The organism is Azospirillum sp. INR13, assembly GCF_015390205.1.
Lineage (GTDB): Bacteria > Pseudomonadota > Alphaproteobacteria > Azospirillales > Azospirillaceae > Azospirillum.
In genome coordinates this window covers 72,748-92,445 of sequence record NZ_VUOI01000008.1, presented here as the reverse complement: position 1 = coordinate 92,445, position 19,698 = coordinate 72,748, and the positions used below count along the sequence as shown (strand labels likewise).

Here is a 19,698-nt window from a genome sequence, read left to right as displayed (position 1 = left end):
CCAGCTCTCGCACAAAGCTCCGCTTTGTGCTGACGCGACAGGCGGACCGTTGGTCCGCTGAGAGCGGGGGAGGATCAAGGTGGGGGCATCGTCAGCCGACGCCTCTCCAGCACTTCTCCCTACGCCGTCACCAGCGGCGACAACCCGTTCTGGATCGCCCACACCGCGGCCTGCGTGCGGTTCTGCGCGTTGATCTTCCGCATCACGTTCTTGAAATGCATCTTCACGGTGGATTCCGTGATGTGCAGGTTGCGCGCAATGGCCTTGTTCGACTGCCCGGCCAGAAGGCAGCGCAGGATCTGCACCTCGCGCTTCGACAGGTCGCCGCTGGGCGGCATGGCGATGGGAGTCGGGGTGTGCTGCGGACGTTCGTTGGCGGCGGCCATCAGCAGGCCGGCGACATGGGTGGGGTAGACCACCTCGCCCAACATCACCAGCCGCAGGGAGCGCAGCAGGCTCTCGCTCGACATGCTCTTGTTCAGATAGGCGTCGGCGCCCGCCTTCAGCGACTGCGACAGGCTGCGGTCGGCGATGGTGTCGGCCAGCACGACGATCCGCGCCGACGTGCCTTCGCGCAGGCGGCGGATGCCGGCGATCTCCTCGGGCATGCCGTCCTGCAGCGCCAGCACGATCAGGTCGGGCTGGTCGCCATCGGCGATGAGGTCGAGCGCGTCGTCGGCACTGGCCGCATGGGCGCTGACCCGGAAGGGGCCGCCGCCGATCAGCGTCGCCAAAGCCGCCGAAAAAAGCCGGTCGTGGTCGACCAGCATCACAGTCCATGTCTTCATCGATCATCCTCCGCTGGACCGCCCATTGCCGGGCGGCGGCGATCCCCCCTTTGATCTGCATCCCCTGGACCTTGGTCCGAAGACAAGGGCCAAGGACCGGGCCGACTGATCCGGTCCAGGCAGACTCCGAACATGAAAAATTAGAACAATATTGTTCGGAACAGCGGGCTTTACGCTTCGTGCCGGGATGATTTATACGGTTCATTAACCAACCGCGCAAGATGAGAACAGGAAAGTCACAGCCAATAGATCGGATTTGGTCAGAAATTGAACACAGATTCGTTCATTCGATATTGAGAGGTAGGAGCGCCATAGAGCGGCGCGAATGAACCGCTTTCCCGATGGGGTTTTTTGGTGTTCTTGGCCCTTCTGGTAAAGCGGTCCGCTGAGCATAAGGGGACACGATGGAGTTCGAGCTTCAAGCGCGCGGCAGTTCGCGCAGCGCGGGCAATCCGACGCGGATTTTTCTGGTGGTCGACGAGCAGCCGATGGTCCGCCACGGCTTTGCCCTGTCCATCGGCGAAATCTGCCCCGGAACGCGCGTGCTGGAGGCCGGGTCGTTGGATGAAGCACTGGACATCGGCCGCAAGACCCCCGAGTTGGCCCTGGTCCTGTACGATCCCGGCCCGCCGCGCCTGGACGATGCGGATGCCGGCGGCGGCGGCGCCATCGACGGGCTGCGCCGCCTGAAGGAAGCACTGGGCGGGGTGCCCGTCCTGATCCTGACCAACTCCGACGAGGTGGCGGACATCGTCGACAGCGTCCGCATGGGCGCGCGCGGCTATGTGCTGAAGACCAGCCCGCCGGAGGTGCTGGAGCATGCCATCTCGCTGGCCCTCAGCGGCGACGTCTTCCTGCCGCTGCCGCGCGCCGTGCTGAACGGAGCGCTGAGCGAGGGACCGCGCGGCAACGACGACATCCTCGACCGGCTGACCGACCGCCAGCGCGACGTGTTCGAACTGCTGCTGGCCGGCCATTCCAACAAGGAGATCGCCCGCGGCCTCGGCGTGCTGGAAGGCACGGTGAAGGTGCATGTGCGCGCCATCATGCAGAAGCTGGGCGTGCGCAACCGCACCCAGGTTGCGGTGGTCGCCGCCCGCAACGGCTGTTTCAACGGCGAGGGCTGAGCGGGGCGGGGTGTTTGTCCGCATTGCCTGAACGGCTCCGCTTCCGGCAGACTGGCGCCCGCATCATCCAGTTGGGGAGCGGGCGCTTGGTTCAGGTGGCGGTGGCCGACAGGCCGGATAATTCGGCGCGCATTTCAGGGGGCGAGGAAAAGAAGGTCGCGGTCCATGGCGCAGCGACCGTCCGGTTCGAACATCGCCACGGCGAGACCCGTCTGGCGACGCTCTACCACCACGACCCGCTGCGGGTGCTGATGCCGACGCCGCGCCGCGGCGATCTTCCCATCGCCGTGCTCGCCACCACGTCCGGCGGCATGGTTGGCGGCGACCGCATGGACATCGCGCTGTCGGTTGGGACGGGAGCGAAGGCCCTGATCACCACCCAGGCGGCCGAGAAGGTTTACCGCTCCACCGGCGCCGACTGCCGCATCGACACCACGCTGTCGGTCGAAGGCGGCGCGTGGCTGGAGTGGATGCCGCAGGAGGCCATCGTTTTCGAAGGCTCCCGCCTGCGCCGCCTGACACGGATCGACCTGTCGGGCGACGGCCGCGCAATCGCCGGCGAGATGCTGGTCTTCGGCCGCGCCGCCTTCGGCGAGACGGTCACCCGCGGCTTGATCCGCGACGCCTGGGAGGTCGCCCGCGACGGCCGCCTGATCTGGGCCGACGCCCTGCATCTGGACGGCGACATCGCCGAGACGCTGGCCCACCCCGCCGGCTTCGGCGGAGCCGCCGCCTGCGCCACCCTGCTGCACGCCGCCCCCGATGCCGCCCGCCACCTCGATGCCGTCCGTGCCCTGGCGGAGCCGCTGGAGGGCGCGCGCATCGGCGCCACGGCGCTGGACGGCCTGCTGGTCGTCCGCATCCTCGGCGGCGAGGCCCGTGCCGTGCGGCTGGCCTACGCCGCGCTGTGGTCCGGCTTGCGCAATGAGGCCGCCGGACTGCCCACCCGCCTGCCACGGCTGTGGGAGGTGTGATCGAGGCAATCTGCACCGCGTTGCGATTGCTGCGAAGATCTCGCGTTTTTCCGCGAGTGTGATACCCTTTTCGAGCATGTGTGCGGAGCGTACACAGAGCACGGAATGTCAGGGACATGGGCAATGGACTCCTACCGCAAGAACTACGAACCGCTGCCGGATACGGATGGGCTGGACGGCGTTCGCATGGGCAACGGCAGTGAGGTGCTCGATTATGACGCTGCGGTCCGGCATCTGGCGGCGTCCAGCGCGTTTTTGGCAGAACGGTCGAAGCGGATGGCTGCGCGTATTGCGCAGGGTTCCGCGACGGAATGAGCGACCGGTTATCGACCCTGTTTCTCAAGCGGCGGCATTTTCTCGTTGAGTGCGGTCGTGCCGCCGTTATCGCCTTGCCGGACGGTCTCCGCCCCATTTTCCTGGCGGAAAGCCTGCACCTCGATCAACTGGTTGAAGATTACGGCGCCTTGCGCGACCAGTTCGTGGCCCGCCACGGCATGGGCGAAAACCTGCTGGCAAACCACAAGGTTGCGGCCCTTTATGTCTGGCTTCTGTCCAAGGTGCCGGCGGAGTTGCTGTTCCGCTTTCCATCCGATGCGCCCGTCGACTCCCGGCGGCTGGTCATGGCGACCATGATGAATGCGGTGATCGTGGCTCTGCTTGGCATTGATCCGTCACGTGTTGACGGTCTTTTGCAGGACGACATCGAGTACTGCTTGCTGAAGGAAGCTCCGGCGAATCTGGAGTGACTGTGCTGCACGTTGCACGCCCATTGTCTGCTGAACGGTGCGCGGACCAACATCGCCCGCTACTGATGCCAAGCACTTTCAACCCCCTACGTCATACGACGCACTTGGCGCACCGCATCATCGTGGCATAATCGCTCCCAACCGGCCGGCAATGATCCGGTGACGAACAGGGCGGCGAAAGGGCAATCCCCCGATGAACCTGACAGGGCGCGAGAAGGACAAGCTGCTCGTCGCGATGGCGGCGATGGTGGCGCGGCGGCGGCTGGAGCGCGGCGTCAAGCTGAACCATCCGGAGGCGGTCGCCCTCATCACCGATTACGTGGTGGAGGGCGCGCGCGACGGCCGCACGGTGGCCGAGCTGATGCGCGACGGCGCCACCGTGCTGACCCGCGATCAGGTGATGGAGGGCATCCCCGAGATGATCCACGACATCCAGGTCGAGGCGACCTTCCCCGATGGCACCAAGCTCGTCACCGTCCACCAGCCGATCCGTTGAGGGATGCCCGATGAAACCCGGTGAAATCTTCCCGGCGGCCGGCGAGATCGTGCTGAACGACGGCCGCGCCACCGTCGAACTCGACGTCGCCAATGCCGGCGACCGGCCGATCCAGGTCGGCTCGCACTTCCACTTCTACGAGACCAACAGCGCGCTGACCTTCGACCGCGAGAAGGCGCGTGGCTTCCGGCTGGACATTCCGGCCGGGACGGCGGTGCGCTTCGAGCCCGGCCAGACCCGCCGTGTGACGCTGGTCGCCTATGGCGGCGACCGGGTGGTGATCGGCTTCAACCGCAAGGTCAACGGCGCCCTCTGACGGGCCGACAGGGAAGGGCGAAGGAAATGGCGCACCGCATCGACCGGGCCGAATATGCGGCCCTCTACGGCCCGACCACCGGCGACCGCGTCCGGCTGGCCGACACCGACCTGATCGTGGAGGTCGAACGCGACCACACCGTCTATGGCGAAGAGGTGAAGTTCGGCGGCGGCAAGGTGATCCGCGACGGCATGGGGCAGTCCCAACGCTCGCGTCACCAGGGGGCGGTCGACACCGTCATCACCAATGCCCTGATCATCGACCATTGGGGCATCGTCAAGGCCGACATCGGCATCACCGGCGGGCGCATCGCCGCCATCGGCAAGGCCGGCAACCCCGACATCCAGCCCGGCGTCGACATCGTCGTCGGTCCGGGAACCGAGGTGATTGCCGGCGAGGGCAAGATCGTCACCGCCGGCGGCATCGACGCCCACATCCACTTCATCTGCCCGCAGCAGGTGGACGAGGCGTTGAACAGCGGCGTGACCACCATGCTGGGCGGCGGTACCGGTCCGGCCGCCGGCACCGCGGCCACCACCTGCACGCCGGGACCGTGGCACATGGAGCGGATGCTCCAGGCCGCCGAAGGTCTGCCGATCAACCTGGGCTTCTTCGGCAAGGGCAACACCAGCCGCCCCGACGCGCTGCTGGAACAGATCGCCGCCGGCGCCTGCGGCCTGAAGCTGCACGAGGATTGGGGCACCACGCCCGACGCCATCGACACCTGCCTGACGGTCGCCGACCAGTTGGACGTCCAGGTGGCGATCCACACCGACACGCTGAACGAATCCGGCTTCGTCGAGGACACCATCGCGGCGTTCAAGGGCCGCACCATCCACACCTTCCACACCGAAGGGGCGGGCGGCGGCCATGCGCCGGACATCATCCGGGTGGCGGGGCTCAACAACGTGTTGCCCAGTTCCACCAACCCGACGCGGCCCTTCACCATCAACACGGTGGACGAGCATCTGGACATGCTGATGGTGTGCCACCACCTCAGCGCCCGCATTCCCGAAGACGTCGCCTTCGCCGAAAGCCGAATCCGGCGCGAGACCATCGCGGCGGAGGACATCTTGCACGACCTGGGCGTCTTCTCCATGATCTCGTCGGACAGCCAGGCGATGGGCCGGCTGGGCGAGGTGATCATCCGCACCTGGCAGACCGCCCACAAGATGAAGCTGCAGCGCGGCCGGCTGCCGCAGGAGACCGGCGACAACGACAATTTCCGGGTCAAGCGCTACATCGCCAAATACACCATCAACCCGGCGCTGTCGCACGGCATCGGCCATGTCGTCGGCTCGGTCGAGGTCGGCAAGCTGGCCGATCTGGTGGTGTGGTCGCCGGCCTTCTTCGGGGTGAAGCCGGACATGGTGATCAAGTGCGGCACCATCGCCGCGGCGCTGATGGGCGATCCGAACGCGTCGATCCCGACGCCGCAGCCGGTGCATTACCGCCCGATGTTCGGCGCCTTCGGCCGGGCGATGCAGGCCAGCAGCGTCACCTTCGTCAGCGCCAAGGCGATGGAACTGGAGGTCGGCCGCCAGCTTGGCCTGCACCGCGAAACTGATCGCCGTCCAGGGCACCCGCACCGTCGGCAAGAAGGACATGATCCACAACGACGCCACCCCGCACATCGAGGTGGACCCGGAGACCTACGAGGTGCGGGCGGACGGGCAGCTGCTGACCTGCGAACCGGCGGACGTCCTGCCGATGGCGCAGCGGTATTTCCTGTTCTGATGGTACGCTCCCTCTCCCGCCCCGGGAGAGGGAAGGGGCCCATGCGGAGCATGGGAAGGGTGAGGGGTTGGGCAAGGATAGGAAATCCATGTCCGGATCACCCCTCACCCTCCCGCCTTCGGCGGGTCCCTCCCTCTCCCGGGGCGGGAGAGGGTAATGGTTGCGAAGGCTCAAACAGTTGATCGGTGTATTCGACTCAGGACATGGCGGATTGACGGTGCTGCGCGCCCTGGTGGACGCCGCCCCCGACCGGCCCTTCGTCTATCTCGGCGACCATGCCGCCGCTCCCTACGGCCCGCGCAGCGAGGACGACATCTACCGGCTGACCGTGGCCGGGATGGACCGGCTGTTCGCCCAGGGCTGCCGGCTGGTCGTCATCGCCTGCAACACCGCCGCGGCCGTTGCGCTGCGCCGGCTGCAGCAGGAATGGCTGCCGTCGGCCCATCCCGGCCGCAACGTGCTGGGCGTGCTGGTGCCGATGGTGGAGGCGATCACCCGCGTGCCCTGGATGATCGACACCGTGCCGCCGGACCATCTGGCAGAACCGCGCAGCGTCGGCATCTTCGCCACCGCGGCGACGGTCAACTCCGGCTCCTTCCCGCGGGAGATCGGCAAGCGCGCCCCCTCCGTCCGCGTGGTGCAACAGGCCTGCCCCGATCTCGTGCCGTTGATCGAGCGCGGCGCGTCGGATGACGAGATCGAACCGGCGGTCGCCGGCTATGTCCGCGTCCTGCTGGACAAGATGGGCAATCAGCCGCTGGACACGGTGGTGCTGGGCTGCACCCATTATCCGCTGGTACGCCACCTGTTCGCCCGAGCGCTGCCGCCGGGTGTGGAGGTGCTGTGCCAGCCGACGCTGACTGCCCGCTCGCTGGAGCAGTATCTCGACCGCCACCCCGAATACCGCCCTGACCCAGCCGAGCAGGGCCTGCGCTTCTTCACCACCGGGGACGCGGCGCTGGTCAGCGAACTGGCCGGCCGCTTCTTCGGCCACCCGACCCCCTTCGAACGGCTTTAGCTGATGACCGATCCCTCCCGCCGCGCCACCCGTGTCCATGCCCGCGGCCATTGGTCCGCCGAGCAGGCGGCCGGCACCGTGACGCTCGCCTTCGACGACCGCTTCCGCCGCCGCATGGCGATGACCGACGATGCCGGCGGCGCCTTCCTGCTCGACCTGCCGCGGGCGGTGGCGCTGGACGACGGCGACGGGCTGGAGTTGATCGACGGCAGCTTCCTGCGCGTGGTCGCCGCCGCTGAGGAGCTGATGGAAGTCCGCGCGCCCGGCCCGGTCGAGGCCTTCGCGCGGGTGGCCTGGCATCTCGGCAACCGCCACCTGCCGGTGCAGATCGTCGGCGACACCATTCGCCTGCGCCGTGACCATGTGATCGAGGACATGCTGCGCGGGCTGGGGGCCGAGGTGCATGACGTGACCGCGCCATTCATGCCGGAAGGCGGCGCCTATGGCGGGCATTCGCATGGCGGCGGGCATGGGCATTCGCACTGACGTGGGAGATAGCGTCTCCACCCACGCCCTGACGCGCCTGCTGGCGTGGCTGTCGCCCAGCTTCCCGGTCGGCGGCTTCTCCTACAGCCATGGGATCGAGGCGGCGGTGGAGCAGGGACTGGTGCGGGACAGGGCGACGATGATCGTCTGGCTCGACGGTATCCTGCGCCATGGCGCCGGGCGGACCGATGGCATGCTGTTCGCCGCCGCCCATCGCGCCGTGCGGTCGGGGGGACGAGGCCGGTTTCGCCTGGGCTTTGGAGCGGGCCGACATCCTGCGCGCCTCCTCCGAAACGGCTCTCGAATCGCGGGCGCAGGGGCAGGCTTTCCTGTTGGCGATCCGCGCCGCATGGCCGCTCGATGACCTGTCGCGCTGGGATGCCGTCATAGCATCCACCGGACGGCCGGTCGCTTATGCGGTGGCGGTGGCGCTGGTATCGGCGCTGATCGGCGTGGCGGAGGGGCCGGCGCTGACCGCCTACCTGCACGCCTTCGCCGCCAATCTGGTGTCGGCCGGCGTTCGTTTGGTGCCGCTGGGCCAGACCGACGGACAGCGGGCGCTGGCCGCCCTCGACCCCATCACGCATAGCGCGGCGGAGGCGGCGCTGGCGCCCCCGCTCGACGATCTCGGCGGCCGGGCGATGGCCGTCGACTGGACCTCGATGATCCACGAAACCCAATATACGAGGCTGTTCCGCTCATGAGCGCTCTCCCCGCTATCGAAAAGAGCCACGCCGGTCCGCTTCGCGTCGGCATCGGCGGTCCTGTCGGCTCCGGCAAGACCGCACTGACCGACGCGCTGTGCAAGCGCATGCGCGAGGATTGGGAGGTCGCGGCGATCACCAACGACATCTACACCAAGGAGGACGCGGAGTTCCTCACCCGCTCCGGCGCGCTGAAGCCGGAACGGATCATGGGGGTGGAGACCGGCGGCTGCCCGCACACCGCGATCCGTGAGGATGCGTCGATCAACCTCGCCGCCGTCGACCAGATGAACGCGAAGTTCCCCGATCTCGACCTGATCTTCATCGAATCGGGCGGCGACAACCTCGCGGCCACCTTCTCGCCGGAACTGGCGGACATCACCATCTACGTCATCGACGTGTCGGCCGGCGACAAGATCCCGCGCAAGGGCGGGCCGGGCATCACCCGGTCGGACCTGCTGGTGATCAACAAGACCGACCTCGCCCCGATGGTCGGCGCCAGCCTGGAGGTGATGGACCGCGACGCCCGCAAGATGCGCGGCGACCGTCCCTTCGTCTTCGCCAACGTCAAGGCCGGCGAAGGGGTGGACGCCATCCAGTCCTTCATCGTCCAGCGCGGCGGGCTGCCCCTGCCGGGTTGAGAGTCTTACACCCGAAGACACAACCGCAGGAAGACCGGCGCACGGGAACCTCCGGCTTGGCCATGCTGTTCATGCAGCATGAGACGATTCAAGCCGGAGGATGCCCTGATGACGCGCCCGACCCCTGCAACGGCCTTGGGCACTGCGCTGCTGCTGGCCGCGCTGGGACCCATCGCCGCGCCCGCGCTTGCCGCCGACGAGTGTGCGGCCGGGCTCGACCGGCTGGGACAGCAGGCGGCGGCCCTCGAGGCCGCGGCACCCAACAATCCGGCCCCGGTGACCCAGCAGGAGATCGCCCAGCTGCGTGCCCTGCAGCAGGCCGCCCAAGGCGCGGCGCAGAAGGGCAACGCGCCGGCCTGTCAGGCGATCCTGGCGAGGCCACGGCGCTGCAGGAGTCCATCGCCCATCCCCGCGCAATCGCCGCCGACGACCTCGAGGACGCCAAGCTGCGCAGCCCGGACGGCAAGGATATGGGCGAGATCTCCGAACTGGTGATCGATCCGGCGACCGGCCGCATCGCCTATGCGGTGGTCGAACTGGGCGGCTTCCTCGGCATCGGCGACAGCGACTTTCCCGTTCCGTGGGCCCTGTTCGCCCCGTCCGGCGATGGATATGTCCTGAACGTCCCGAAGGACAAGTTGACCAACGCCCCGCGCTTCGACGACAGGAACCGCCCGAACATGAACGACCGCCAATGGGCGATGGCGGTGCACACCTATTACGGCGTCGCTCCCTACTGGATGCAGCAGTCGGCGACGCTGGCCGCCATCGCCGGCTCGACCGGCGGCGGCGGCGACGCCGCGGCGGCGCCCCTGCGCCAGGAGGTCCAGCGCCTGTCCCAGGAGGTGTCGCGGCTGAACCAGGAACTGCAACAGGCGCGGGCATCCGGCTCCAGCGCCGCGACGGCCGGCGGAAGCGGGCAGGGTGGCGCCTCCCAGACATCTCCTCAGGCGTCTCCGCAGGCACCGTCGGGGAACGACACCCCCCAGCCGCCGGTTTCCCAACAGTGACACGATAACGATCCGATCGCGGGCGCACCCGGCTTCGGGTCCCGCATCCAGGAGGACCGACATGGAACTCTCTTCCATCACCGATACGGCCCAGCGCAACCTGCGCAATCTCAACGACCGCATCCATGGTCCCGGCGGCGGCTATACCATCAATGTCGGCCACAGCGAACGGCTGGCCTCTCTGGCCGGTGGCGTGGCCCTGGCGGTGCTGGGCCTGCGCCGGCCGAACTGGAGCGGTGCCGCGATGGCGCTGGCCGGCGGCGTCCTGGTGGCGCGCGGCCTGACCGGCTACTGCCCCGGCAAGTCGATGCTGGCCGATTGGGCGCGCGGCGACCGCGCGGCCATTCCGTCGCAGGATGTGGAACGCGGGATCGATCCCTATTCCCGCCATCCCGGCGACATCTATCAGGAAGCCTGCGAGGAGGAGATCGTCGACGAGGCGTCTCAGGAATCCTTCCCGGCCAGCGATCCGCCCTCCTTCATGCCCGGTGTTGCCCGGTAAGGGGTGATCGGCCAAGCGGTGTGGCTGGATAACAGAAATGTCATCAAGAAACGGCCTTCCGGCCCGGTGCCGGAGGGCCGTCTTGACATGGATCAATGAAAGGGATTGCGGGCAGGGCTTCTGCCTTTACTGAACATACCGGCGTCAATGCTGCGCGATGATTGGGGGGCGGGTGCGGATTGCATCCATTGCACGTTGCGGACCTCTCGTTATTGGTTTATGGTGCACCGCACAAGGAACGCCGCGTGCCCTTGCCCGGCGAAAAGGCCGCCAGGGTTGCGGCCGCTCCTCCCGTCACACCGACCGCAGGACCGTCCGCCATGACCACGATCATTCCCGCCGCCGCCACGCTCGAAGGCAAGAAGGGGCTCGTCCTTGGCATCGCCAACGACCAGTCCATCGCCTGGGGCTGCGCCCGCGCCTTCCGCCGCGCTGGGTGCCGACCTTGCGGTCAGCTACCTGAACGACAAGGCGAAGCGCTTTGTCGAGCCGCTGGCCCAGCAGCTTGAGGCCGAGATCTTCGAACCGGTGGACGTCACCGGCGAAGGCGAGCTGAAGGCCATGTTCGACAAGATCGGCGAGAAGTGGGGCAAGCTGGACTTCGCGCTGCACAGCATCGCCTTCGCGCCGAAGGAGGACCTGCACGGCCGCGTCGTCGACTGCTCGCGCGAGGGCTTCCAGCAGGCGATGGACGTCTCCTGCCACTCCTTCATCCGCATGGCCAAGTATGCGGAGCCGCTGATGAAGGACGGCGGGTCGCTGTTCACCATGTCCTATTTCGGCGCCAACCGCGTCATCGACAATTACGGCGTGATGGGTCCGGTCAAGGCCGCGCTGGAGGCCAGCGTGCGCTATCTGGCGTCCGAACTCGGCCCGAAGGGCATCCGCGTCCATGCCATCTCCCCCGGCCCGATCAAGACCCGCGCCGCTTCGGGCATCGCCCATTTCGACGAGCTGATGAACAAGGCCACCGAGCGGACCCCCGAAGGCCGCTTGGTGACCATCGAGGAGGTCGGCTACACCACCGCCTTCCTCGCCACCGACGGCGCCAAGGGCATCACCGGCGACACCACCTACGTCGATTGCGGCTATTCCATCATCGGCTGAGGTCGGCGGATTTCCGGTTGAAGAATGGGGCGGGTGCGGCGACGCATCCGCCCCATTCCGTTTGGAACGCCTCTCCAAGGTGCGTCAAATTGCCGTGTGACGTCCCGACTGTTTGGGTGCGGTGGTAGCACCAGCCATAATCCGCCCGAACGGGGTGCCGGCAAGGGGGGAGGCGGCAAGGTCATGGGCGCCATCACATGGCGACGGCAGTTGAGCGTCGGCCAGCCGGCCATCGACGACGATCACAAGCATCTGATCGAGTATCTGAACGAACTCGACGCAGCGCTGGCCGCCCCGCGGTTCCAGCCGGTTCGCGTTGCCAAGATTCTGGTCAAGCTGCTGGAATACACCAAGGAGCATTTCGCCCGCGAGGAGCGGATCATGCAGATCGTGCGCTATCCGCAATTCGAGGAGCACGTCGCCATGCACCGCGCCGCGGTCAAGATGGTCAGCGAACTGTCCAACCGCTTCTCCATCGAACCCACCCACGAGAACGCCGAGAAGCTGTACAAATTCACCGCCGACTGGCTGGTCCGCCACATCATCCTGATGGACACGCAGCTCACGCCCTATGTGCGCGGCGTCTGGGCGTGATCGGATAGGGGCAGGCGCCTACCCCACGAACTCGGTGGCGCGATAACCCTGGGCGTAGAGCAGGGCGGTCAGGTCGCCATGGTCGATGCGGGCGCGGGCCTCGGCGGCGACCACCGCCTTGGCGTGGAAAGCGACGCCGAGCCCGGCAGCCAGCAGCATCGGAAGGTCGTTGGCGCCGTCGCCGACGGCCATGGTCTCCGCCATCGGCACGCGGTTCTCGCCGGCATAGGCCATCAGCGCCTGCAGCTTGCTGTCCTTGTCCAGGATCGGCTCGGTCACCATGCCGGTCATCACGCCGTCGACCACTTCCAGATCGTTGCCGCGGTCGTCGTCGAAGCCGATCCAGCTGCGCACCCGGCCGGTGAAACAGCGGAAGCCGCCCGACACCAGCACGCAGACGGCGCCGTTGGCGCGCATGGTGCCGACCAGCTGGGCCGCCCCCGGCATCAGGGTGGCGCGCTGCCACACCTCGTCGATCACCGTCTCCTTCAGACCCTTCAACAGAGCGACGCGTTCGCGCACCGCGTCCTTGAAGTCGATCTCGCCGTTCATGGCGCGGGCGGTGATGGCGGCGATGTGGTCCTTCAGCCCGACATAGTCGCCGAGCTCGTCCAACATCTCCTGCTCGATGATCGTCGATTCCATGTCGGCGACCAGCAGCCGCTTGCGCCGGGTCGCCGCCGGCTGGGCAACGATGTCCAGTCTCGCGCCATTCAGCGCATGGCGGATTGCCGCCTCCGCCTGTTCCGGCGCCAGATTGCCGAAAGGCAGGTCGCAGGCGGTGCCGGGGGCCAGCCAATCCGGCGCCCCGGCATCGGCGCCCAACCCGACCAGTGCCGCCTTGGCGGTCTGGACGACGGACTCGTCGAGCGTGGCGGTGCGCGGGGCGATCAGCGTGGCGACGGCGTTCATCGGCGGGTATCCCGAGGAAAAGAGGGCCTTTGCGCGCTGCCTACCACAGGCGGAGAGCCGGGTCCAACGAAGCTTCGGCGGCGGCATGCGGTTGGGTGTTGCAAAGAGAGCGCCGGAACGCCATGGAAGGACGATGGAACAGGTTCGACGGACCATATCCCCTCTCCCCCCCGGGGAGAGGGTTAGGGTGAGGGGGAGCGCCTCGTGGCTTTGCTCGACGCGCGACGCTTTGGCTTCTCCCATCAATCCACACTGTGCCTCCCCCTCACCCGACCCTCTCCCCGGGGGGGAGAGGAGGATATGAGGCGGGGGGCCTGCGATGACCGACCTCACCGACGTCATCGTCATCGGCGGGCCGACTGCGTCGGGCAAGTCGGGGCTGGCGCTTGCCGTCGCCGAGGCGTTCGGCGGCACCGTCATCAATGCCGACAGCATGCAGCTCTACGCCGACCTCGACGTGCTGACCGCCCGCCCGCCGGCCGAGGATCTGGCGCGGGCGCCGCACCGCCTCTATGGCGTGCTGCCGGCGGCGGAGCGCGGGTCTGCGGCGCGCTGGCGCGACATGGCGCTGGCGGAAATCGACGCCGCCAAGTCCGAGGGGCGGCTGCCCGTGGTGGTCGGCGGCACCGGTCTCTATCTGCGTGCGCTGATGCAGGGTTTAAGCGAGGTCCCCCCCATCCCCGACGAGGTGCGCGCCGCTGCTCACGCCCGGCTGGCGTCCATCGGCGGCGAGGCCTTCCGCTCCGAGCTGGTCGCCCGCGATCCGGCATCGGCCAAGCTGAACCCCGGCGACACCACCCGCTTGACCCGCGCCTGGGAGGTGCTGGAGGCCACCGGCCATCCGCTGTCCCACTGGCAGAGCCAAACCGCCCAGGGCGCGCCGGAGAACCTGCGCTTCACCGTCATCGTGCTCGATCCACCGCGCGCCGACCTCTACGCCCGGTGCGACAGGCGTTTCGACCTGATGATGGAGCAGGGCGCACTGGAGGAGGTGCGGCGGCTGGATGCTCTGGCGCGGGAGCAGGGCCTCGCCCCGGACTTGCCGGTGCTGAAGGCGCTGGGCGTGCCGGAACTGCGCCGCCACCTGCATGGCGAAATCCCGTTGGACGAGGCGGTCGCGCTGGCCCGGCAATCCACCCGCCGCTATGCCAAACGGCAGGTGACGTGGTTCCGGCATCAGATTGTTGGCAAAGCACCGGAAATGCTGGTAAGTCATACAGGACAGCATAGCTGCCATACCATCGATTCACCCTGTTCAGAGGCGGAACGAAATGCAATGCTCGGCCGCCTGAGAACGATACTAAATTACTGATCCGAAGGAGAAGCACCGTGTCGGTTGATTGGGGTCATGTGTTCGCGGGCCGCGTGGGCGGCATGACGGCGTCCGAAATCCGGGAACTGCTGAAGCTGATCGATCGCCCGGAGATCATCTCCTTCGCCGGCGGCATTCCCGACCCGGACCTGTTCCCCAGCTCTGCCATCGCGCGGTCCTACGAGAAGATCTTCCAGTCCAACGCCGGTGCCGGGGCTGCGCTGCAGTATTCCATCACCGAAGGCTATACGCCGCTGCGGGAGTGGATCTGCGATTACATGGGCGGCAAGGGCGTCAACATCGGGCTGGATGGCGTGCTGGTCACCAACGGCTCGCAGCAGGTACTGGAGTTCGTCGGCAAGCTGCTGATCGGCCCCGGCGACAAGATCGTTGTCACCCGCCCGACCTATCTCGGCGCGTTGCAGGCCTTCTCGCCCTACGAGCCGACCTACCTCTCCATCCCGATGGACGAGGAAGGGCCGGAGATGACTGCGCTGACCGAGGCGCTGGCCCAGAAACCGAAGTTCTTCTACCTCGTCCCCGATTTCCAGAACCCCAACGGCACCACGGTGACGCTGGCCCGCCGCCACGCCATCCTGGACGCCTGCGATGCGGCCGGCGTGCCGGTGATCGAGGACACCGCCTATTGCGAACTGCGCTATGACGGCGAACATCTGCCGCTGATGGCGGCGCTGGATTGCGAGCGCAACGGCGGCAAGCTGACCAACGTGATCTTCGGCGGCACCTTCTCCAAGACCATGGTCCCGGCGATGCGCGTCGGCTGGGTCAATGCCGCGCCGGAGGTGGTGAACCGGCTGGTGCTGATGAAGCAGGCGGCCGACCTGCACGCCAGCACGATCAACCAGATCGTCATGCACGACGTCGTCTCGCAGATCTTCGACAGCCACATCAAGCTGCTGCGCGCCCAATACAAGGAGCGTCGCGACGCCATGCTGGCGGCCCTGGACGAATACGCCCCGCCGGGCGTCACCTGGACCAGGCCGGAAGGCGGCCTGTTCGTCTGGATCGAGGCGCCGGAGGGCGTCGACGGCACCGAACTTCTGGCCCGCGCCATCAAGGAGGCCAACGTCGCCTTCGTCCCCGGATCGGCCTTCCACGCCGACCGGTCGGGCAAGAACACGCTGCGCCTGGCCTTCTCCGTCACCAAGCCGGCCCAGATCCGCGAGGGCATCCGCCGGCTGTGCGAGCTGCTGAAGACCGCCGCCTGACGGTTCGTCCGTCCCAGTCGTCGCCTGTTCGAAACGGCGGCCGCGCTTCGGTGCGGCCGCCGTTTCCGTTTCGGGCAAGCTGGGACCGGGCAGGACCGCCACCTCCTATGGGCGCGCAACAATTGGAAAAACTGCGGCAAAAAAACTTTGCAAACATTCGCGAATAGGGTTGACCTATGACGGATGATTTGACTAATTTGCCGGTCCCAGCACACGCCATCGGGGCTAAGTCGTTGTTCTGAACGGCTATGCCCATCCGGCGGGGTTGGTGTTCCCAAGGAACCGGGTGCCCTAGAGGAGGCGCCCACATGAGAAGGTCGTGAGCGATGTCCGAACAGAAGCTGACCGGCGCCCAGATCGTCATCAAGGCCCTGAAGGATCAGGGCGTTGACATCATCTTCGGCTATCCCGGCGGCGCCGTACTTCCCATCTACGACGCGCTGTTCCAGCAGAACGACCTGAAACATGTCCTCGTACGCCATGAACAGGCCGCGGTTCACGCGGCGGAGGGCTATGCGCGCTCGACCGGCAAGGTCGGCTGCGTGCTGGTGACCTCCGGCCCCGGCGCCACCAACGCGGTGACCGGCCTGCTGGACGCCCTGTGCGACAGCATTCCGCTCGTCTGCCTGTCGGGGCAGGTGCCGACCCACCTGATCGGCAACGACGCCTTCCAGGAAGCCGACACCACCGGCATCACCCGTCCCTGCACCAAGCATAATTACCTGGTGAAGGACGTCGACAATCTGGCCCGCACCCTGCACGAGGCCTTCTATGTCGCGCGCAGCGGCCGTCCCGGCCCGGTGCTGGTCGACATTCCGAAGGACGTGCAGTTCGCCGACGGCACCTATGTCCCGCCGGCGGAGGTCAAGCACAAGACCTACCGTCCGCAGGTGAAGGCGGAGATCGCCCGCATCGAAGAGGCGATCGAGTTGATCGCCAACGCCAAGCGGCCGGTCTTCTACACCGGCGGCGGCGTGATCAACGCCGGCCCCTTCGCGGCCAAGCTGCTGACCCAGTTCGTCAAGACCACCGGCTTCCCGATCACCTCCACCCTGATGGGCCTCGGTGCCTTCCCGGCGTCGGACAATCAGTGGCTGGGCATGCTCGGCATGCACGGCACGTACGAGGCGAACCTCGCCATGTACGAATGCGACGTGATGATCAACATCGGCGCCCGTTTCGACGACCGCGTGACCGGCAAGCTGTCGGCCTTCTCGCCGGGCTCCAAGAAGATCCATGTCGACATCGATCCCAGCTCGATCAACAAGAACGTTGCGGTCGACATCCCGATCGTCGGCGATTGCGGCGCCGTGCTGGAAGACATGCTGCGCATCTGGAAGGCGCGCGCCAAGAGCGCCGACAAGCCGGCGCTGAAGGAGTGGTGGGGCAAGATCGAGGGCTGGCGCGCCCGCAACTGCCTGAACTACAACCGCACCGAATCGGTCATCAAGCCGCAATACGCCCTGGAGCGCCTGCGCGAGGCCCTGCGCGGCAAGGACCACTACATCACGACGGAAGTCGGCCAGCACCAGATGTGGGCCGCCCAGTTCCTGCCCTTCGACCAGCCCAACCGCTGGCTGACCTCGGGCGGGCTCGGCACCATGGGCTACGGCCTGCCGGCTGCCATCGGCGCGCAGCTCGCCCACCCCGACGCCATCGTGGTGGACGTGTCGGGCGAGGCCAGCTTCCTGATGAACATGCAGGAGATCGGTACCGCCGTGCAGTACCGCGCGCCGGTCAAGATCTTCATCCTGAACAACCAGTATATGGGCATGGTGCGCCAGTGGCAGGAACTGCTGCACGGATCGCGCTATTCCCAGAGCTATTCGGAAGCCCTGCCGGACTTCGTGAAGCTGGCGGAATCCTGGGGCTGCGTCGGCCTGCGCGCCACCACGGTGGCCGAGGTCGATCAGGTGATCGAGAAGATGCTGGCCGTCACCGACCGCCCCTGCATCATCGACATCGCCGTCGATCCGAAGGAAAACTGCTTCCCCATGATTCCGGGCGGCAAGGCCCACAACGAAATCCTGTTCGGTCCGGACGACAGCCCGTCCGACGCCACGCCGGAAGACGGCATGGTGCTGGTCTGATCGGCTGACGACGAACGAACGGGGGGAATGGGTCTCATGGAAAACGCGATCGAAAAGCACACCATCGCCGTGCTGGTGGACAACGAGCCGGGCGTTCTCGCCCGCGTCATCGGGCTGTTCTCGGGCCGCGGCTACAACATCGAAAGCCTGACCGTGGCGGAGGTGAACAACGCCGACCACCTGTCGCGCATCACGCTGGTCACCTCCGGCACCCGGATGATCATCGAGCAGATCAAGGCGCAGCTCGGCCGGCTGGTTCCGGTCCACCGCGTCCACGACCTGACCGACGAAGGGCCGTCGGTGGAACGCGAACTGGCGCTGGTCAAGGTGGCCGGCACCGGCGACCGCCGGATCGAGGCGCTCCGTCTCGCCGACATCTTCCAGGCCAAGGTGGTCGACGCGACGCTGAGCAGCTTCGTCTTCGAGCTGACCGGCACCACCGAGCAGGTCGACGATTTCGTCGGCCTGATGGGCCAACTCGGCCTCGTGGAAGCCAGCCGCACCGGCGTTGTCGCCATGTCGAAGGGACCGGCGGCGTTCTGAGGCGCCGTCACCCGCAGAAGAACATTCTGCGAAAGATCGGAGCGGCAAAAACGCAAGGAAGCTTTGCATTTTGCCGTTCCGTCGAGCGATTGTTTCCCTTGACGGGCGGCTTTGCTCAATGGAGTAATCCGCCGCAGGAAACGCACTCAGTCTTCGTTCGTTGCGAATTCAAGGAACCATCTCCATGCGCGTCTATTACGATCGTGATGCCGACGTCAACCTGATCAAGGGCAAGAAGGTCGTCATCGTCGGCTACGGCAGCCAGGGCCACGCCCACGCCCACAACCTGCGTGACAGCGGCGTGAAGGACGTGCGGATCGCGCTCCGCCCGGGTTCGGCCACCATCAAGAAGGCCGAGACTGCCGGCTTCACCGTGATGACCCCGGCCGAAGCCGCTGCCTGGGCCGACGTCGTGATGGTTCTGACCCCGGACGAGCTGCAGGCCGACCTGTACCGTGACGATCTGGCCCCGAACATGAAGCAGGGCGCCGCCCTGGCCTTCGCGCACGGCCTGAACGTCCACTTCAACCTGATCGAGCCGCGCGCCGACCTCGACGTGTTCATGATCGCGCCGAAGGGCCCCGGCCACACCGTGCGCAGCGAGTACCAGCGTGGCGGCGGCGTGCCGTCGCTGGTCGCCGTTCACCAGAACGCTTCGGGCAACGCGCTGGACATCGCCCTGTCCTACGCCTCGGCCAATGGCGGCGGTCGCGCCGGCATCATCGAGACCACCTTCAAGGAAGAGTGCGAGACCGACCTGTTCGGCGAGCAGGCCGTGCTCTGCGGCGGCCTGACCGAGCTGATCCGCGCCGGTTACGAGACTCTGGTCGAGGCGGGCTATGCCCCCGAGATGGCCTATTTCGAGTGCCTGCACGAAGTGAAGCTGATCGTCGACCTGATGTACGAGGGCGGCATGGCCAACATGCGCTACTCGATCTCCAACACGGCCGAATACGGTGACTACCGCACCGGCCCGCGCATCATCACGCCCGAGACCAAGGCCGAGATGAAGCGCGTCCTGACCGACATCCAGGAAGGCCGCTTCGTCCGCGACTGGATGCTGGAATGCAAGGCCGGCCAGCCGTCCTTCAAGGCGATCCGTCGCCGCAACGCCGAGCACGAGATCGAGAAGGTCGGCGAGAAGCTGCGCGCCATGATGCCGTGGATCGCCGAGCGCCGTCTGGTCGACAAGTCGAAGAACTGATCGGGCGAAAGCCAAGTCGGTTTTCCGGAAAGCGCGTCCCTTCGGGGGCGCGCTTTTCATTTGGGAGGTGCTTCACGTGATGCCCCCTCCCTAACCCTCCCCCGTGATCGGACCGGCCTTTGGCCGGCCGAGGGTGGGGGAGGGAGTAACCACGGCGAAAGC

Annotated in this window: 22 protein-coding genes and 2 pseudogenes; 22 read left to right on the top strand and 2 right to left on the bottom strand. The window is 66.9% G+C overall.

Annotation, left to right across the window (positions count from 1 at the left end):
- Positions 1-119: 119 nt before the first annotated feature.
- Entirely contained in the window at positions 120-788 is a 669-nt protein-coding gene (locus F1643_RS09105) for a response regulator transcription factor (RefSeq protein ID WP_014248463.1), read from the bottom strand.
- A 404-nt stretch (positions 789-1,192) separates the two neighbouring features.
- Here F1643_RS09105 and F1643_RS09100 point away from each other — a divergent pair, with 404 nt between their 5' ends.
- The 17 genes and pseudogenes from F1643_RS09100 to F1643_RS09030 all read left to right on the top strand — a co-directional run bounded on the left by F1643_RS09100 (position 1,193) and on the right by F1643_RS09030 (position 12,246).
- On the top strand, positions 1,193-1,915 hold the full coding sequence (locus tag F1643_RS09100) for a response regulator transcription factor (protein ID WP_194912680.1): 723 nt from the start codon (positions 1,193-1,195) through the stop codon (positions 1,913-1,915).
- 95 nt (positions 1,916-2,010) lie between these two features.
- Positions 2,011-2,889 (top strand): urease accessory protein UreD, encoded by an 879-nt coding sequence (locus F1643_RS09095; protein ID WP_370540550.1) that lies wholly within the window; start codon positions 2,011-2,013, stop codon positions 2,887-2,889.
- Positions 2,890-3,012: 123 nt separating this feature from the next.
- The gene (locus tag F1643_RS09090; RefSeq protein ID WP_194912679.1) at positions 3,013-3,204 is read left to right on the top strand and encodes a hypothetical protein; all 192 of its coding nucleotides are present in this window, start codon (positions 3,013-3,015) and stop codon (positions 3,202-3,204) included.
- Positions 3,201-3,635: a hypothetical protein gene (locus tag F1643_RS09085; RefSeq protein ID WP_194912678.1), complete on the top strand. Its 435-nt coding sequence runs from the start codon at positions 3,201-3,203 to the stop codon at positions 3,633-3,635. Before F1643_RS09090 ends, F1643_RS09085 begins: the two co-directional genes overlap by 4 nt.
- 193 nt (positions 3,636-3,828) lie before the next feature.
- Positions 3,829-4,131 (top strand): urease subunit gamma, encoded by a 303-nt coding sequence (locus F1643_RS09080; RefSeq protein WP_014248459.1) that lies wholly within the window; start codon positions 3,829-3,831, stop codon positions 4,129-4,131.
- A 10-nt stretch (positions 4,132-4,141) separates the two neighbouring features.
- The gene (locus tag F1643_RS09075) at positions 4,142-4,447 is read left to right on the top strand and encodes an urease subunit beta (protein WP_136704390.1); all 306 of its coding nucleotides are present in this window, start codon (positions 4,142-4,144) and stop codon (positions 4,445-4,447) included.
- Positions 4,448-4,473: 26 nt separating this feature from the next.
- Positions 4,474-6,184 (top strand): annotated as a pseudogene (gene ureC, locus F1643_RS09070) (urease subunit alpha).
- 178 nt (positions 6,185-6,362) lie between these two features.
- Positions 6,363-7,202: a glutamate racemase gene (gene murI, locus F1643_RS09065; protein WP_194912677.1), complete on the top strand. Its 840-nt coding sequence runs from the start codon at positions 6,363-6,365 to the stop codon at positions 7,200-7,202.
- 3 nt (positions 7,203-7,205) lie between these two features.
- Positions 7,206-7,688, top strand: coding sequence for an urease accessory protein UreE (locus F1643_RS09060; protein WP_194912676.1), 483 nt, complete (start codon positions 7,206-7,208; stop codon positions 7,686-7,688).
- Positions 7,672-8,052 carry an urease accessory protein UreF gene (locus tag F1643_RS24655; RefSeq protein WP_370540543.1) on the top strand — a complete coding sequence of 127 codons (381 nt, stop codon included), beginning with the start codon at positions 7,672-7,674 and terminating at the stop codon, positions 8,050-8,052. Before F1643_RS09060 ends, F1643_RS24655 begins: the two co-directional genes overlap by 17 nt.
- Positions 7,946-8,392 (top strand): urease accessory protein UreF, encoded by a 447-nt coding sequence (locus F1643_RS24650; protein ID WP_370540542.1) that lies wholly within the window; start codon positions 7,946-7,948, stop codon positions 8,390-8,392. The genes F1643_RS24655 and F1643_RS24650 overlap by 107 nt, the downstream gene beginning before the upstream one ends.
- On the top strand, positions 8,389-9,033 hold the full coding sequence (gene ureG / locus F1643_RS09050) for an urease accessory protein UreG (protein WP_194912675.1): 645 nt from the start codon (positions 8,389-8,391) through the stop codon (positions 9,031-9,033). The genes F1643_RS24650 and ureG overlap by 4 nt, the downstream gene beginning before the upstream one ends.
- Positions 9,034-9,141: 108 nt before the next feature.
- Complete coding sequence (locus tag F1643_RS22735; RefSeq protein WP_255542576.1) at positions 9,142-9,528, top strand: hypothetical protein; 387 nt, start codon at positions 9,142-9,144, stop codon at positions 9,526-9,528.
- Entirely contained in the window at positions 9,504-10,043 is a 540-nt protein-coding gene (locus F1643_RS22730) for a PRC-barrel domain-containing protein (protein WP_255542575.1), read from the top strand. The genes F1643_RS22735 and F1643_RS22730 overlap by 25 nt, the downstream gene beginning before the upstream one ends.
- Positions 10,044-10,104: 61 nt before the next feature.
- On the top strand, positions 10,105-10,545 hold the full coding sequence (locus F1643_RS09040) for a DUF2892 domain-containing protein (RefSeq protein ID WP_194912674.1): 441 nt from the start codon (positions 10,105-10,107) through the stop codon (positions 10,543-10,545).
- A gap of 320 nt (positions 10,546-10,865) precedes the next feature.
- Positions 10,866-11,652 (top strand): annotated as a pseudogene (gene fabI, locus F1643_RS09035) (enoyl-ACP reductase FabI).
- Between the two features lie 183 nt (positions 11,653-11,835).
- Complete coding sequence (locus F1643_RS09030; protein WP_111066794.1) at positions 11,836-12,246, top strand: bacteriohemerythrin; 411 nt, start codon at positions 11,836-11,838, stop codon at positions 12,244-12,246.
- 18 nt (positions 12,247-12,264) lie between these two features.
- Here F1643_RS09030 and serB read toward each other — a convergent pair whose 3' ends face one another.
- Positions 12,265-13,158 carry a phosphoserine phosphatase SerB gene (gene serB, locus F1643_RS09025; protein WP_194912673.1) on the bottom strand — a complete coding sequence of 298 codons (894 nt, stop codon included), beginning with the start codon at positions 13,156-13,158 and terminating at the stop codon, positions 12,265-12,267.
- Between the two features lie 319 nt (positions 13,159-13,477).
- On the opposite strand from serB, the gene miaA reads away from it, so the two are divergent.
- The 5 genes from miaA to ilvC all read left to right on the top strand — a co-directional run bounded on the left by miaA (position 13,478) and on the right by ilvC (position 19,536).
- The gene (miaA, locus tag F1643_RS09020) at positions 13,478-14,470 is read left to right on the top strand and encodes a tRNA (adenosine(37)-N6)-dimethylallyltransferase MiaA (RefSeq protein ID WP_194912672.1); all 993 of its coding nucleotides are present in this window, start codon (positions 13,478-13,480) and stop codon (positions 14,468-14,470) included.
- A gap of 17 nt (positions 14,471-14,487) precedes the next feature.
- Positions 14,488-15,699, top strand: a complete 1,212-nt coding sequence (locus tag F1643_RS09015; protein ID WP_194912671.1) for a PLP-dependent aminotransferase family protein — start codon at positions 14,488-14,490, stop codon at positions 15,697-15,699.
- Between the two features lie 326 nt (positions 15,700-16,025).
- Positions 16,026-17,789: an acetolactate synthase 3 large subunit gene (locus tag F1643_RS09010; RefSeq protein WP_149222129.1), complete on the top strand. Its 1,764-nt coding sequence runs from the start codon at positions 16,026-16,028 to the stop codon at positions 17,787-17,789.
- Between the two features lie 36 nt (positions 17,790-17,825).
- Positions 17,826-18,332, top strand: coding sequence for an acetolactate synthase small subunit (gene ilvN, locus F1643_RS09005; protein WP_194912668.1), 507 nt, complete (start codon positions 17,826-17,828; stop codon positions 18,330-18,332).
- 184 nt (positions 18,333-18,516) lie between these two features.
- The gene (gene ilvC, locus F1643_RS09000; RefSeq protein WP_014248441.1) at positions 18,517-19,536 is read left to right on the top strand and encodes a ketol-acid reductoisomerase; all 1,020 of its coding nucleotides are present in this window, start codon (positions 18,517-18,519) and stop codon (positions 19,534-19,536) included.
- Positions 19,537-19,698 lie beyond the last annotated feature (162 nt).